The organism is Aliiroseovarius pelagivivens (assembly GCF_900302485.1).
Classification (GTDB): domain Bacteria; phylum Pseudomonadota; class Alphaproteobacteria; order Rhodobacterales; family Rhodobacteraceae; genus Aliiroseovarius; species Aliiroseovarius pelagivivens.
Window position 1 is genome coordinate 14326 of record NZ_OMOI01000001.1, and the last position, 14660, is coordinate 28985.

19 protein-coding genes are annotated in these 14660 nt (G+C 59.5%); 10 read left to right on the plus strand and 9 right to left on the minus strand.

The window, feature by feature from the left end:
* Positions 1-74 precede the first annotated feature (74 nt).
* Genes ALP8811_RS00060 through ALP8811_RS00075 form a run of 4 tightly spaced genes read left to right on the plus strand, consistent with a single transcriptional unit; the run spans position 75 to position 2990 of the window.
* Positions 75-749, plus strand: a complete 675-nt coding sequence (locus ALP8811_RS00060) for a cell division ATP-binding protein FtsE (protein ID WP_245924467.1) — start codon at positions 75-77, stop codon at positions 747-749.
* On the plus strand, positions 746-1651 hold the full coding sequence (locus ALP8811_RS00065) for a cell division protein FtsX (RefSeq protein ID WP_108855175.1): 906 nt from the start codon (positions 746-748) through the stop codon (positions 1649-1651). The genes ALP8811_RS00060 and ALP8811_RS00065 overlap by 4 nt, the downstream gene beginning before the upstream one ends.
* Positions 1651-2385, plus strand: coding sequence for a lysophospholipid acyltransferase family protein (locus tag ALP8811_RS00070; protein WP_108855176.1), 735 nt, complete (start codon positions 1651-1653; stop codon positions 2383-2385). Before ALP8811_RS00065 ends, ALP8811_RS00070 begins: the two co-directional genes overlap by 1 nt.
* The gene (locus tag ALP8811_RS00075; protein WP_108855177.1) at positions 2385-2990 is read left to right on the plus strand and encodes a pyridoxamine 5'-phosphate oxidase family protein; all 606 of its coding nucleotides are present in this window, start codon (positions 2385-2387) and stop codon (positions 2988-2990) included. The genes ALP8811_RS00070 and ALP8811_RS00075 overlap by 1 nt, the downstream gene beginning before the upstream one ends.
* 3 nt (positions 2991-2993) lie before the next feature.
* On the opposite strand, the gene ALP8811_RS00080 is transcribed toward ALP8811_RS00075, so the two are convergent.
* Complete coding sequence (locus tag ALP8811_RS00080) at positions 2994-3329, minus strand: carboxymuconolactone decarboxylase family protein (protein ID WP_219928712.1); 336 nt, start codon at positions 3327-3329, stop codon at positions 2994-2996.
* A gap of 87 nt (positions 3330-3416) precedes the next feature.
* A complete protein-coding gene (locus ALP8811_RS00085) occupies positions 3417-4382 on the minus strand; it encodes an acetyl-CoA carboxylase carboxyltransferase subunit alpha (protein ID WP_108855178.1) in 966 nt (321 codons plus the stop codon).
* 193 nt (positions 4383-4575) lie between these two features.
* Here ALP8811_RS00085 and ALP8811_RS16480 point away from each other — a divergent pair, with 193 nt between their 5' ends.
* Positions 4576-4698: a hypothetical protein gene (locus ALP8811_RS16480; protein WP_281260680.1), complete on the plus strand. Its 123-nt coding sequence runs from the start codon at positions 4576-4578 to the stop codon at positions 4696-4698.
* A gap of 145 nt (positions 4699-4843) precedes the next feature.
* On the opposite strand, the gene ALP8811_RS00090 is transcribed toward ALP8811_RS16480, so the two are convergent.
* The gene (locus ALP8811_RS00090) at positions 4844-5803 is read right to left on the minus strand and encodes an L-malyl-CoA/beta-methylmalyl-CoA lyase (RefSeq protein WP_108855179.1); all 960 of its coding nucleotides are present in this window, start codon (positions 5801-5803) and stop codon (positions 4844-4846) included.
* A 272-nt stretch (positions 5804-6075) separates the two neighbouring features.
* Between ALP8811_RS00090 and dgcN the strand changes: the two genes are divergently transcribed.
* Together dgcN and dgcA are read left to right on the plus strand one after the other, a co-directional pair.
* Entirely contained in the window at positions 6076-7077 is a 1002-nt protein-coding gene (gene dgcN / locus ALP8811_RS00095) for an N-acetyltransferase DgcN (RefSeq protein WP_108855180.1), read from the plus strand.
* 72 nt (positions 7078-7149) lie between these two features.
* A complete protein-coding gene (gene dgcA, locus ALP8811_RS00100; RefSeq protein ID WP_108855181.1) occupies positions 7150-8115 on the plus strand; it encodes an N-acetyl-D-Glu racemase DgcA in 966 nt (321 codons plus the stop codon).
* A gap of 2 nt (positions 8116-8117) precedes the next feature.
* Here dgcA and ALP8811_RS00105 read toward each other — a convergent pair whose 3' ends face one another.
* Positions 8118-8567, minus strand: coding sequence for a DMT family transporter (locus ALP8811_RS00105; RefSeq protein ID WP_108855182.1), 450 nt, complete (start codon positions 8565-8567; stop codon positions 8118-8120).
* A gap of 102 nt (positions 8568-8669) precedes the next feature.
* Here ALP8811_RS00105 and ALP8811_RS00110 point away from each other — a divergent pair, with 102 nt between their 5' ends.
* On the plus strand, positions 8670-9524 hold the full coding sequence (locus ALP8811_RS00110) for a D-amino-acid transaminase (protein ID WP_108855183.1): 855 nt from the start codon (positions 8670-8672) through the stop codon (positions 9522-9524).
* A gap of 70 nt (positions 9525-9594) precedes the next feature.
* Here ALP8811_RS00110 and parA read toward each other — a convergent pair whose 3' ends face one another.
* The 5 genes from parA to ALP8811_RS00135 all read right to left on the minus strand — a co-directional run bounded on the left by parA (position 9595) and on the right by ALP8811_RS00135 (position 12715).
* On the minus strand, positions 9595-10233 hold the full coding sequence (gene parA / locus ALP8811_RS00115) for a ParA family partition ATPase (RefSeq protein ID WP_108855184.1): 639 nt from the start codon (positions 10231-10233) through the stop codon (positions 9595-9597).
* A gap of 181 nt (positions 10234-10414) precedes the next feature.
* Positions 10415-11209, minus strand: coding sequence for a DODA-type extradiol aromatic ring-opening family dioxygenase (locus ALP8811_RS00120; RefSeq protein ID WP_108855185.1), 795 nt, complete (start codon positions 11207-11209; stop codon positions 10415-10417).
* Between the two features lie 101 nt (positions 11210-11310).
* Positions 11311-11625 (minus strand): DUF1244 domain-containing protein, encoded by a 315-nt coding sequence (locus ALP8811_RS00125; RefSeq protein ID WP_108855186.1) that lies wholly within the window; start codon positions 11623-11625, stop codon positions 11311-11313.
* Between the two features lie 12 nt (positions 11626-11637).
* Positions 11638-11973 carry a 5-carboxymethyl-2-hydroxymuconate Delta-isomerase gene (locus tag ALP8811_RS00130; RefSeq protein ID WP_108855187.1) on the minus strand — a complete coding sequence of 112 codons (336 nt, stop codon included), beginning with the start codon at positions 11971-11973 and terminating at the stop codon, positions 11638-11640.
* A 1-nt stretch (position 11974) separates the two neighbouring features.
* On the minus strand, positions 11975-12715 hold the full coding sequence (locus ALP8811_RS00135) for an N-formylglutamate amidohydrolase (RefSeq protein WP_108857351.1): 741 nt from the start codon (positions 12713-12715) through the stop codon (positions 11975-11977).
* A 126-nt stretch (positions 12716-12841) separates the two neighbouring features.
* Between ALP8811_RS00135 and pyk the strand changes: the two genes are divergently transcribed.
* The gene (pyk, locus tag ALP8811_RS00140; RefSeq protein ID WP_108855188.1) at positions 12842-14281 is read left to right on the plus strand and encodes a pyruvate kinase; all 1440 of its coding nucleotides are present in this window, start codon (positions 12842-12844) and stop codon (positions 14279-14281) included.
* 62 nt (positions 14282-14343) lie between these two features.
* Positions 14344-14580: a hypothetical protein gene (locus ALP8811_RS00145; RefSeq protein ID WP_108855189.1), complete on the plus strand. Its 237-nt coding sequence runs from the start codon at positions 14344-14346 to the stop codon at positions 14578-14580.
* Positions 14581-14660: the final 80 nt, after the last annotated feature.

Genomic DNA, 14660 nt, shown 5'->3' on the forward strand with positions numbered 1-14660 from the left:
ACTCCTGTGTCGCACATTGAAACAATCCGCTAGCTGAGGCACAACTGGCGCCAAGCAAGCACGAGGGCATCAAATTGATCGAGCTGGAACAGGTCGCTTATGGCTATGGCACTGGGACGTTGTTGTCCGGTGTGACCATGTCTCTGGCGCAGGGGTCGTTTCATTTCTTAACGGGGCCGTCAGGCGCGGGTAAAACCACGTTGATGAAGCTGTGCTATGGCGAATTGGTCGCGGAACAGGGCAGTGTTGCTTTGTTCGGCCAGAACGTGCGCGAAATGCAGCGTGATGACGTGGCTGACGTACGCCGCCGGATCGGTGTCGTGCATCAGGATTGCCAGTTTCTGGATCATCTGAGCCTTGCTGAAAACATCATGCTGCCGCTGACGGTATCGGGCCGTGCGCTGCACGATCCGTCCGAGCTGCAAGAGCTTCTTGCCTGGGTCGGGCTGGAGCGGCAGGCCCATGCGAAGCCGCCCGAGCTGTCAGGCGGTGAACGTCAACGGGCGGCGCTGGCGCGTGCCGTGATCATGTCACCGGATGTGATTCTGGCGGACGAGCCGACGGGCAACGTGGATTGGGAGATGTCCGTGCGTCTGCTTCAGTTGCTGGTCGAACTGAACCGCATGGGCAAGACCGTGATGATTGCCACCCACGACATGAACCTGATCCGGTCTGCCAAATCGCAGGTGCAGGCGCGTGTGCTGCGGATATCGAACCATCAGGTCGCATCGGCGGGGGCAGATCTGTGAAAAATCTTTTGCCCAATCTGCTTCGTTTTCTGTCCGGTGACGCACAGGCGGATCGCGTCGTCCCGCCCACCGGATTTACCGCGCGTCTGACCGTATTTGCCTCGGCTGCGATGGCGTTTCTGGCGGTGTTTGCCTTGGCGTTGTCTCTGGCAACCGGGCGGCTTGCCGAACGTTGGGGCGACGCATTGGCCAAAAGCGCCACGATCCGCATTTCAGCCCCGGCTGATCAGATGGACGCGCAGCTTCTGGCCGTGACCGAGATTCTGGCAACCACCCCCGGCGTGAAAGAGGCGCGTCCCCTTGGTGAAGAAGAGCAGCGCGCGTTGCTTGAGCCGTGGTTCGGCCCGGATTTGCCTCTGGACCGGCTGCCGATCCCTCGTCTGGTTGAGGTGATCGAGGATGAGGACGGGATAGACGCGGATGGTTTGCGTGCCCGATTGGCCGGCGAGGCGCCCGGCGCCATTCTGGATGACCACGCGCGGTGGCGCGAGCCATTGGTGAAAGCTGCCAAGCGGTTGCGTTCGTTGGGCTTGGTGTCGATTGTTCTGATCACGACTTTGGCCGGTGTGGTGATCACGCTGGCGGCCTCGGCTGCGCTGTCCGCCAATGAACAGGTTATCCGCGTGTTGCGCCTGATCGGTGCGCGTGACAGCTATATCGCCCACGCCTTTGTGCGCCGCTATACGCTGCGCGCACTTGGCGGTTCGGCAGTTGGCACCATTCTTGGCGCGCTTGCACTGTTCCTGTTGCCATCGGCGGGGGCCGAAGGCGGCTTCCTGACCGGGCTTGGCCTTCAAGGCTGTCAGTGGCTCTGGCCCCTGTTGATCCCACCCTTCGCGGCTTTGGTGGCGTTCCTTGCCACCCGTCAGGCCGCCCTGACAACCTTGCAGGAGAAACGCTGATGCGTAACGCAATTCAATGGCTGCGCTCGCTTCTGTTTATCACCCAGATGTACATCATGCTGCCGATCGTCGGCTTCGTGGGTGTGCCGCTGGTGTGGATCAAGCGCGACAATGCGTTCAAGGTGATCCACTTCTATTGCAACTGGGTCCGTTGGACGGCGTCGTGGATGATCGGGCTGAAAAGTGAGATCCGGGGCGAGGTGCCAACCGGCGAGGTTCTGATCGCTGCGAAACACCAGTCGTTCTTTGACATCCTGCTACTGGCCTCGGTCCTGCCGCGTTTGAAATTCATCTATAAAAGCCAGCTGAAATGGGCGCCCATCATCAACATCTATGCGATCTATACCAACTCGGTGTCGGTTGATCGCGGCAAGAAGGGGGCCGCGATCAAGCAGATGGTTGCCGCCGTGAAAGACGGGCAAAAGAAGCCGGGGCAGCTTGTGATCTTCTCGCAGGGGACGCGTGTCGCTGCGGGGGCCAAGAAGCCCTACAAGGTTGGTACAGGCGTTCTTTACAAGGAAACAGGGCAACCTGTCGTGCCCGCGTCGACCAATGTGGGCGTGTTCTGGAAACGCCACGGGATCATGCGCCATCCCGGGCTTGCAGTGCTCGAGTTCCACGACCCGATCGAACCGGGGCTTGGGTTGAGCGAGTTTATGGAGCGGATCGAGGACGTGGTGGAAAGCGGCTCGGATGCTTTGATGGAAGAGGCCGGATTTAAGCTGGAGGGATGATGGAGTTCATCGAGACAACCGAAGAACTTGAAGCGCTCTACGGAACGCCCGGAGAGGCCTCTTTGGTTAAAGTCGCCGATCATCTGACCCCCACCTATCGCGCTTGGATCATGGCATCCCGCTTTTGCATTCTGACGACGGTCGGCCCGGAAGGCACGGACAGCAGCCCGCGTGGCGATGATGGTCCGGTCGTGCTTGAACTGGATGATCGTCACCTTGCCTTGCCCGATTGGCGCGGTAACGAGCGGATCGACAGCTTGCGCAACATCGTGCGCGACCCGCGCGTGTCCTTGATGTTCATGGTGCCGGGTTCGAACAATGTGGTCCGCGTGAATGGCGAGGCCAAGCTAACCGCCGATCCCGACCTGCGCGCCCGGTTCGAGAAAACCGGAAAACAGCCCCGGACGGTGGCCGTGATCCGGATTCGCGAGGTTTATTCCCAATGTGCCCGCGCCATCATGCGCTCGAAGATTTGGAGCGCCAGCGATGAAAGCGCAGACCTGCCCAGCGTGGGCGACATGCTGAAAGAGATGACGTCCGGCGCGTTTGACGGGGCCAGCTATGACAAGGAATGGCCTGAACGCGCGAAAACGACGCTGTGGTAGCCGTCAGGCGCTGAACTGCGCATAGGCCTCACGCGCCTTGGCGCTGTAGGCCAGCGATGGGCCGCCGCCCATATAGGTCGCCATGGCTAAGGCCTCGTTCAATTCATCAAGGGTGGTGCCCAGCCGGACCAGTGACCGCACGTGAAAGCCAATGCAGCTGTCGCAGCGGGTCGAGATGGCGATGCCAAGGGCGATAAGTTCTTTGGTTTTCTCGCTCAGCGCGCCGTCGGTCTTGGCGGCTGTTCCCATCTGGCCGAAACCCTTCATCGTGGCCGGAATGTCCTTGGCCAGATGTCCAATATTGCCTTCGGTTTCTGCAAGAAATGCTTTCCAATCCACGGGGAACCCTCCTGATGTGTGGTTCCCGTGAATATTGTGGACGCGGGCCGGGCTTCCAACCCGCCCCACGAAAGCGTGATCCGGATGTTAGGCCGCCAGACCCTTCGAGCCCATCTTCAGGAACTTCTCGCGACGTTCCTTCAACAGCGAGTCGCCCTTCTGGCGCTTCAGAAGTTCTTTCAACTCGGCTTCGATGGCTTTGCCGACCGCGGCGATGGTTTCATCGCGTCCGCGCTGGGCGCCGCCCATCGGTTCGGGGATGATCTGGTCGATCACGCCGATTTGTTTCAAGTCTTGCGCCGTCAAACGCAGCGCTTCAGCCGCTTCGCGCATCTTCTCGGAATCTTTCCACAGGATCGACGCGCAGCCTTCTGGCGAGATCACGGAATAGATCGAATGCTCCAGCATCATGACCGAGTTCGCCGTGGCCAGTGCAACCGCACCGCCCGAGCCACCTTCGCCAATGATGACCGAGACGACAGGCGATTTTACGTTCAGGCTGCGTTCGGTCGAGCGCGCGATGGCTTCGGACTGACCGCGTTCTTCCGCGCCTTTTCCGGGATAAGCACCGGGGGTGTCGACCAGTGCCACGATGGGCAGGCCAAAGCGATCAGCCAGATCCATCAGGCGAATGGCTTTGCGATAACCTTCGGGGCGGGCCATGCCAAAATTGCGTTCGATACGCGTCTTGGTATCGTGGCCTTTTTCCTGACCCATGACGACGACGGGGATGTCGCCGATGCGGCCCAAACCGCCCATGACCGCGTGGTCATCGGCAAAGTTCCGGTCGCCAGCCAGCGGCGTGTATTCGGTAAACAGCGCGTTGATATAGTCGCGGCAATGCGGGCGATCAGGGTGACGGGCCACCTGACATTTACGCCAAGGGGTCAGACCCTCGTACAGTTCTTTCAGAAGTTTGTCGGCCTTGGCGTCCAGCGCTTGCGCCTCGCCTTCGACATCCATCTCTTCACTGTTGCGGGCCAAAGCACGTAGCTCTTCAGCCTTGCCTTCGATTTCAGCCAGCGGTTTTTCAAACTCGAGATAGTTGGTCATGGGCCTGCCCGATTACACAATGTTCATGACTATATGACGCTTGGGAAGCGGCTTTGCAACGGGGCGCGAAAATCCAGATCACCCAAAATGTCGATTCCAGCGACGGGAATCCCCGGCTCGCGCGTTGGTTAATTAGATGGCCGCTTGGGCCATTTGCATCACGCCACGCGCCAAACGCGAAGGGAGCAGACATATGACACAGGCCGTATTCTCAAAACGCCGCGCTTTCCGCGCTTTCACAGCCAGCTATCTGGTCTTGCTGATGACCCTCAGCTTTGCCGCTGTCGCGACGTCTGAGGTGCTGATCGGACTTTAAAGGTCACCACGAGAAGCAAGGGCGGCAACACGCGGTGCCGCCGCCCGCAGTTTTAGGAACCGCCTGCGATTTCCAAAAGATTGACTCGACACAAAAAAAGCCCCGCGAAAACGCGGGGCCAGTCGGGGTCTGTTCTTGAATTGGATCAGCTTCCGGCGATCAGCTCGGACTGTGCCACAATCACTTCGGCTTGTTTGATCGACGCGATGTCGACCAGACGGCCTTTGTAGACCGTTGCGCCTTCGCCATTGGCTTTCGCCTGTTCCATGGCGGCTAGGATCTCGCGCGCCTCAGAAACGGCTTCTTCCGACGGGGTGAAAACCTCGTTCGCCAGAGCGATCTGTTTCGGGTGGATGGCCCATTTGCCAACCATGCCCAATGTGGCCGAGCGTTTGGCCTGCGCGATGTACCCTTCGTCGTCCGAGAAGTCGCCGAACGGGCCGTCGACCGGCAGGACGCCGTGGGTGCGGCAGGCGGCGACGATGGCGGCTTGTGCCCAGTGCCACGGGTCGGACCAGTGCTTTTCGCCTTCGCGCATCATGTAATAGTTTTCTTGCGTACCGCCGATGCCGGTGGTCTGCATGCCCATCGAGGCTGCAAAGTCAGCAGCACCCAGCGACATGGCCTGCAGGCGAGGCGACGAGGCCGCGATGGCTTCTACATGCGCGATGCCCGCAGCCGATTCGATGATCACTTCAAAGCTGACAGGCTTGGTGCGGCCCTTGGCGCGTTCGATGGCGGTGACCAGCGCGTCCACGGCATAGACGTCTTCAGCGCAGCCGACTTTCGGGATCATGATCTGGTCGATGCGGTCACCAGCTTGTTCCAGCAGGTCAACGACGTCGCGATACCAATAAGGGGTGTCGAGGCTATTGATACGCACCGACATGTATTTGTTGCCCCAATCGATGGTGTTCAGCGCTTCGATGATGTTGGCACGGGCCACATCTTTGTCCGAAGGGGCCACCGAGTCCTCGAGGTCGAGGTTGATGACGTCGGCAGCCGAGGCCGCCATTTTCGGGAACAGCTTGGTGTTCGAGCCCGGGCCAAACAGTTGGCAGCGGTTCGGGCGGGATGGGGCGGCAGGTTGCAGTCGGAAGGACATGACGGGCCTTTCGGTAATGATGTTGCGTTTTCTTGGGTGCAATCGTTATTAAATTGCTGCGTTGCGCGCAAGGTTATTTTGCGCTTGCAGCATTGTGGGTGGATTCTTGGATAAGCTGGCAATGCGTCGAAGAAAATCCCGATAAATCGTCAATATGTCGTAAGATCTTGTGCATTTGTTGCGTTGCGAGGGGACTTCGCAAGAAAATCCGCTGATGAATCATCAAAATGACGCGAAGGATATTCCAACCACTCATCGAAAGGGCCACGGCCATGATCAAGACCCCGTATCTTTTGTTCCTGGGCGACGCGCCAGACCAGCTGGCAGCCAAAGTGGCCATCGGCATCCGTGACTGGCGCCCTGACAACGCTGTGGGTCAGTTCCGTATGGAAGGCTGCGGCGCGGATCTGGGTCTGACCGACATGTCGCTGGAGGAAGCCAAGGCGGCCGGCGCTAAAACGCTGGTTGTTGGCGTGGCCAACCGTGGCGGTGTGATTTCCAAAGAGTGGAAAAAGGTGCTGGTGACGGCGCTGGAGGAAGGGTTCGATCTGGCCTCGGGCCTGCACAACTTGCTGCGCGACGAACCTGATCTGGTCGCCGTTGCCGAAGCCACCGGCCAAGAACTGCACGACGTACGCATCCCCGAGGTCGAGTACCCGATCGCAAACGGCAAGAAACGTACCGGTAAGCGCTGCTTGGCCGTGGGCACCGACTGCTCGGTCGGGAAGATGTACACGGCGCTGTGCATGGATGCTGAAATGCGCGAGCGTGGCCTGAAGTCGACTTTCCGTGCTACCGGTCAGACCGGCATTCTGATCACTGGCGACGGTGTTCCTTTGGACGCCGTGATTGCTGACTTCATGGCGGGTTCGGTCGAGTATCTGACCCCGGACAATGACGACGATCACTGGGATCACATCGAAGGTCAGGGTTCGCTGTTCCACGTGTCGTACTCGGGCGTAACCATGGCGCTGATCCATGGCGGCCAACCAGACGCTCTGGTTCTGGCGCACGAGCCGACCCGCGAACACATGCGCGGTCTGCCCGAATACACGCAGCCGTCGCTGGAAGAGCTGCGTGATATGGCGCTGGGGCTGGCCAAAGTGGCGAACCCCGCCTGTCAGGTGATCGGCATTTCGGTCAACACGCAGCACATGTCGGATGACGATGCCAAAGCCTATCTGGCCAAGGTCGAAGCTGACATGGGCCTGCCGGCCACCGACCCGTTCCGCTATGGCGCGGGCAAGCTGGTGGATGCGCTGGAAGCGATCTAAGCTTTGAAGGTGGACCGGGGGGCAGCCCCCGGACCCCCGAGATATTTTTAGTAAGAAAATGAGGGCAGGCGCGTGGAAATCTCAGTCACTCCGGACGTGTTCAAACTGGCGCAGGTGTTCACCATTTCGCGCGGTTCGCGGACCGAAGCGAAGGTTCTGACCGTTCGGGTTCAGGATGGCGATCATGTGGGCTGGGGCGAGTGTGTGCCCTATGCGCGCTATGACGAAACGCTGGACAGTGTGACGGACGAGATCATGGGCCTGCCTGCGGATGTGACCCGTGCGGCGTTGTATGACTTGTTGCCTGCGGGTGCAGCGCGCAATGCCGTGGACTGCGCGTTGTGGGATTTGGAAGCGAAGCGTGCGGGCAAACGCGCGTGGGAGCTGGCTGGGTTGACCGCGCCGGGCCCCGAGATCACGGCCTACACGCTGTCATTGGCCGAACCTGCTGAGATGCAGGCGCAGGCCGCGAAGAACGCATTCCGACCTCTGTTGAAGATCAAGCTGGGTACGCCGGACGATATGCCTCGGCTTGAGGCTGTGCGCGCTGGTGCCCCCACCTCGCGCATCATCGTCGACGCCAACGAAGGCTGGTCGGCCGAGGTTTATGCCGATCTGGCTCCGCATCTGGTGCGCTTGGGCGTCGATCTGGTCGAGCAACCTTTGCCTGCGGGTGAAGACGATGCGCTGATCGGAATGGATCGCCCTGTGCCGGTTTGCGCTGATGAAAGCTGCCATGATCGCACCAGCCTGCCCAAGCTGAAGGGCAAGTATGATGTGGTGAACATCAAGCTGGATAAGACCGGCGGGTTGACCGAGGCACTGGCCCTGCGTGAGGCCGCCTTGGCCGAGGGCTATGAGGTGATGGTTGGCTGCATGGTCGGCTCAAGCCTTGCCATGGCGCCGGCCACGCTGGTCGCGCAAGGCGCGATGGTCACTGATCTGGATGGGCCGCTGCTGCTGGCCGAAGACCGCGAGACGCCGCTTTTGTTTGACGATGCGGGTGTGCACCCGCCTAGTGCCGCACTCTGGGGCTAATGTCAGCCGCGCCCTGCAATCTGGGTCAGGAAAACGCCTACGCCCATGACCGAAATTCCGGCCACGCGCCAGAAGGTCAAGGGCGTGATATTCGCGCCAAACAGGCCGAAGTGGTCGATGGCTGCGGCGGCGATCAACTGGCCGATCAGCACGAAGAACACGGCATTTCCGACACCAAAGCTGGGCGCAACCCATGTGATGGTCAGGACGTAGAACGCCACAAGACAGCCCGCAAAGAACAGGTGCGGCGGAGATCCCACCGCGCCTTTCAGCGACGCGCCGGACATCAGAAACACGATGCCGGTGGTCAGAAACGCCACCACGAACAGGATCAACCCCGCCGCAATCGGCGATCCCATGCGCTGCCCCAAAGCGGCGTTCAGCGCAGCAAGAACCGGAATGCCAATCCCGGCGGTCAACATGATGGCGGCGGATTGCGTGGCGCTGGGCATGGGGTTTCCTTTGACTCTGGCGTCGGTATTTGTATCAACACCCCAAACAGGAAATGCCGCACGGGTCAAATGGCCCGCAGCGTCACATGAAGGAGACCTGACATGACCCGCACCGTTTACGTGAACGGAGAATACCTGCCCGAGACCGAAGCCAGCGTCTCGATCTTTGACCGTGGTTTCCTGTTTGCGGACGCGGTGTACGAAGTGACCAGCGTGCTGAACGGCAAGCTGATTGATTTCGAAGGTCACGCCGTTCGTCTGGCACGTTCGCTGAACGAGCTAGGGATGGAGAACCCGATTTCGAAAGAGGATCTGTTAGAGGTCCACCGCGAGCTGGTGCGCGTGAACGAGATCGACGAGGGTTTGGTCTATCTGCAGATTTCGCGTGGCGCTGACAGTGACCGTGATTTCGTCTTCCCGGATCCTGAAAAGGTGAAGCCGACGGTGGTTCTGTTCACCCAGAACAAGCCGGGTCTGGCCGCGACTGTGAAGCCGATGAAAGTGATCTCGATCGACGATATCCGCTGGGGTCGCCGCGACATCAAAACGGTTCAGCTGCTGTACCCGTCGATGGGTAAGATGATGGCCAAGGCGGCGGGCGCTGATGATGCGTGGCTAATCGAAGATGGTTTCGTGACCGAGGGCACCTCGAACAACGTCTACATCGTGAAGGACGGCAAGATCATCACGCGCGGCCTGTCCAACGACATCCTGCACGGCATCACCCGTGCTGCTGTTCTGCGTTTCGCCGAAGAAGCCCAGATGGAAATCGAAGAGCGCAACTTCACAATCGAAGAAGCTCAGAATGCCGACGAAGCCTTCTTCACCTCGGCCTCAGCCTTCGTGATGCCGGTTGTGGAAATCGACGGCAAAGCGCTGGGCAACGGCGCGCCGGGCAACGTGGCCCTGCGCCTGCGCGAGATCTATCTGGATGAGAGCCTGAAGAAGGCCGTCTAAGCCAAAAGGTATCGAATTCCAAAGGGGCTGCAGACGCGGCCCCTTTTTTGTTGAACAGGTGCGTGCTGCTTTACAGCTTCAAAGCGGCAGCCACCTCGGCCGCCAGTGTGCGTACTTCGTCCGCCGCGGGACCAGTTCGTTTCGCTTCCAACACACCCAGTCCGCGACCGAGCGCCTCGGCATAGATCACTCTGCTGGACAGGGATGACTGCAACGGTTTAGCCCCAAGCTCGGCGACCGCATTGGCCACTTGTTCGCCAACGCGCGTCCCATTGCGTGTGCGGTTCATGACAACATTCGTTGGTTTCCCAGCCCGGTCCGCCAAGTCCAGAACGTCGTTGGTTGCCCAGACATCGGCCTTGCTGGCTGAGACAGGGACCAGCACCAGATCCGACTCGGCTAGAACCCAGCGCACATCGCTGTCGGCCTTCGGGGGCGTGTCGATCAAGATGACATCGGCCTCGGCTACGAACCCACGGATGGCACGTGAAATCCCATAGGCGGTTGCCGTCGCGAACCGAAGGTTTTCATTCTCGCCCAGTGTTTCTTCGCGAATATCCAGCCACTTACCAAGACTGCCTTGGGGATCCGTGTCCAAAAGGGCCACGCTTTTTCCCTCTGTCAAAAATGCGATTGCCAAGTTGGATACGAGCGTTGTCTTGCCCGCGCCCCCCTTCTGCTGCGCTACACAGATGATCCGACCGCTCATGCGTCAAGCCTCCAAATGCTTTTTCTGCAGTGCAGCATATCACCTGAGAGGGGGAAAGGCGATAGAGCTATCGCAGGTTAGTTTCTAGGCGTGGACGAACTGGGTGTGAGCTTGGACTGGCCGTGCAAATCCATGCCGGAACCAAACCGCCCCGTGACGGTTCATCGCAGGGCGTTTTTTGTTATCCCAGACGGAAACTGGTGGCTGTGACGCCGCCAAAGATGCCTTCTTCGTGATAGGTCACGGTCGAGGCATCAGCTTCAGCAGCCCCCAGCGCCACAAAGATCGGGGCAAGGTGATCTTCTTCCTTGTGGGCGATCCGGGCAGACGGCGCCGTTTCCCAGTTCAGCAGCGCTTGTGTGCGCTCTTCAGGGTCGCGCAGCATTACGTCATTCAGCCAAGTATCAAATTCGGTCGAGGGAACCCGTGCGCCGGGGCCGAAATTGCGCAGGTTGTGATAGCTCAGGCCGGACCCAACGATCAGCACGCCTTCATCGCGAAGGGGCGCAAGGGCGCGTCCCAAGGCGAAGTGGGCCGCAGGGTCATACCCATGCTGAAGCGACACTTGATAGGTGGGAACATCAGCCTCGGGATAGATTACCGCCATGGGTGCAAAGACCCCGTGATCAAACCCCTGCTGATCGTCCAAATGCGTGGGCAGTCCCGCCGCCTTGATCAGATCCGCCGTGCGCTGGGCCAGCGTGGGCGCACCGGGTGCGGGATAGGTGATCTCATATGTATGGGCCGGAAAGCCGGTATAGTCATAGACCATCGGCGGCGCGTTCGAGGACATCACGGCGAAATCCGCCGTTTCCCAGTGGCCCGAGATCATCAGGACCGCTTTGGGCTTTTCTGGAAACTCGGATGGCATGGCGGCCAGCGTGCGTTCCAGTTCGGCAAAGCCGCGGCGCATCTCGGGCAACCACGGCCACGGGCCACCACCATGAGAGATGAAGTATGTGGGCATGCGGGTCATATCAGGTCCTTTCGTTGGAGCTTAGATAAGACCCGCGCCCGTTTTGCATAACCGGTGCGTGCGAACAGGCGAGGTGCAGATATGCACAGATTGCGTAAGGCTTACTGCTTGTCCGTCACGTTTTCTTTGAACGCTACTTCGAACTCGGCCTGCTTTTCCGGGCTGGCGTCGGTTTGGTAGTTCGCCTTCCACTCGGCCATGGTCATGCCGTAATACGCTTCGCGGCCTTCTTCCTTCGACATCTCGATGCCACGTTCGTTGGCGGCTTCCTGATACCAGCGGGCAAGGCAGTTGCGGCAGAAGCCGGCCAGATTCATCATGTCGATGTTCTGCGCGTCGGTGCGGTCTTCCATCAGGTGCTTTTGCAGACGGCGAAAGGCGGCGGCTTCGATCTCGATACGGGTCTGGTCGTCCATGTGGGTCACTCCTTAGAGAACGTCTTTGGCATAGGAAGGGCTGAGGTCTTCGACGTCAACTGACAGGTTGGCGATCTGCGGCAGATGGGCGCGCATGGTGGTCAGGATCAGCCCTGCCAGCTCGGATTTCACCGTTTCGGACCGGCCGGGAAGCAGTGCGAATTGCGCATGAGCAAAGCTCTGCGCCTCGCTGCCCATGACCGCATAGGCGGTTTGCAGTGCACGGATTTTGATCGAGGCGGGATTGGGAATGGCGTCATGGGCCGAAAGCGCATCCAGCAGCGCCTCGCACAGCGATTGCATGCCCAGATCAGCTTCGCCCGTATATTCTATTCGGATATGCGGCATGTCAGAGCCCCGTTTCTGCTAAAGTTTCCATAAGGACCGGCGCCAGCCGTTCTGCCCAAGCGCGCTGTTGCTCTTCGGTCTCGATCAAGTCGTTGCGGATCTCGATCAGCACATTCGGGCGCTTCTGCAAGACCGCATGGCGATCGATGCTGTCGCCATCCAAGTGGCCACCGTAAGGTTCATTTTCACCGACGCAAAGATCGGGGTCCTGCTCCAACTTCTTGATCAGAGGCGTCGCGATGCGACTGTCTTTTTCATGCAGCACGGCAACGTGCCACGGGCGCGGATCGCGGCCATTCAGTTGCGGTGTATAGGAATGCATCGCCACGATCACTGTGTGGTCATGACGGGCGGCCAAATCCGCCAGAGCGTTGTGATAGGGGCGATGGAACGCATCCAGACGGCGGGCCTTTTCCGCCGCATCCGCTTGGCGGTTTGCGGGGATCACGGTGCCATCATATAGTTTCATCAGCAGCGTCGGATCATCCTCACCCCGGTTGGGGTCGATCACAAGGCGCGAGAAGTTGGACAGGATTGCGGGTGCATCCAGAAGCTCGGCCAAATGGATGCTGACCCCGGCCGCGCCAATGTCATAGGCGATGTGGCGGTTCATATCTTCGGGCGCAATACCCAGATCACCGCCGCCGACGCAGGTGGGTACGGTGTTTGCGGCGTGATCACATGTGATCAGCCAGCGCGATGGCCTGTCCGGCCCGTGAACATGGAATGGAGCGTATGTCATCTTGCCGTTGTTTTTCTGTTTCATATCCCCTTTAAGCGAGGTCAAAGCCAAGCGCCAGTTGTCAGCGCTAACATTTTGGGGCATAGGTCACCTGACCCCGCGTAAGAAATGAAAGAGAGGTGCGCCGTGAGACGCCATCGTAATGTCAAGATCGTCGCAACCCTAGGCCCGTCCTCAAGTGACTACGATACAATTCGGGCGCTATTTGAAGCCGGGGCCGATGTATTTCGCATGAACATGTCCCATGGCACCCATGATGAACAGCGTGCGCGTCATGCCTTGGTGCGTCAGGTGGAAAAAGATCTGGACCGCCCGATTGCGATCCTGGCCGACCTTCAGGGACCGAAGCTGCGCTGCGGTGTGTTCTCTGCCGGGGCAGCGGACATCGAAGAGGGGCAGGAGTTCCGCTTTGATCTGGACGAGACCCCGGGCGAAGGGCATCGCGTTTGTCTGCCTCACCCCGAGATTTTTGCAGCGCTAGAGCCGGGATCGACCCTCTTGGTGAATGACGGCAAGCTGCGCCTGAAGGTCAAGGATTGCGGCCCGGACTTTGCCGATTGCGAGGTCGAGGTCGGCGGAACGATTTCCGACCGCAAGGGTGTCAACGTGCCGGACGTGGTGCTTCCACTTGCGGCTCTGTCCGACAAGGACCGTGCGGATCTGGAATTTGCCTGTCAGCTGGGCGTGGACTGGCTGGCCCTAAGCTTCGTGCAGCGTCCCGAAGACGTCGAAGAAGCCCGCGATCTGGCAAAAGGGCGTGCTGCGATTTTGTCGAAGATCGAAAAGCCCGCCGCCGTAGATGCTTTTGACGCGATCCTTGCAGTCTCGGATGGCATCATGGTTGCCCGTGGCGACCTTGGTGTTGAACTGCCCGTTCACGCTGTTCCGCCCATCCAGAAGCGCTTGGTCCTTGCCTGCCGTCGTGCGGGCAAGCCGGTCATTGTCGCCACGCAGATGTTGGAAAGCATGATCGAAAGCCCCATGCCGACGCGGGCCGAAGTCTCGGACGTGGCGAACGCGATTTATGACGGCGCCGATGCGGTGATGCTGTCCGCCGAAAGCGCCGCAGGGCAATACCCGGTCGAGGCAGTGTCCACCATGAATGCCGTCGCCATCGAGGTCGAGAATGATGACACCTACCGCGTTCAGGTCGAAGCGTCCCGCGTGGCCAGCCGGTCTGGCGTGAATGACGCCATCGTGGCTGCCGCGCGCGAAATCGCCGAGACCACGGATATCAAAGCAATCTGCTGCTTTACCCAATCAGGCACCACAGCGCTTTTGACATCGCGTGAACGTCCCCGCGTGCCGATTATCGCGCTGACACCGTTGCGCGGCACGGCCCGTCGCCTGTGCCTGTCTTGGGGCACCAACTGTTTCGTCACTGCCGGCGCGGTCGAGCGCTTCAAAGCGGCGGTGGTGTCTGCAGCGCGTGCAGCACGGAGCGCTGGTTTTGCCGAAGAAACTGACCAGATTGTGGTTACCGCCGGTGTGCCGTTCAACGTGCCCGGTACCACGAACATCCTGCGCGTCGCACCGTGTGATGAGGGCATGATCTACGCAACTTGATCGATATGTGCTATGCTTGATGCACGGAGCATCAAGGTGGTTTTGTCGATGGAGGCGTGGTCATGACCTATGACACGTATTTCGTAGTCGGAATCGTAATTCTGATTTTGGCCGTACTAGCAGCAATCGGGGCGATACGTCGGGGAAAGGCACCACGCATTTCTTCGATCTTGTTGCTGATTGGCGGGGGGCTGGTCGTTGTCGCGATCAGCGCCAAGCCAAATGCCTATTCGATCAGCACGATTCCGCAGGTATTTGAATCAGTACTCAATCATTTCATGTCCTATTTGGGGACCTGATCCGAGACCGATTTTGCAAGAAGAAAACGCTTGCGAGTCGCGCAATCTGGTCCTATACGGCCAACTTCATGTGCGTGTGG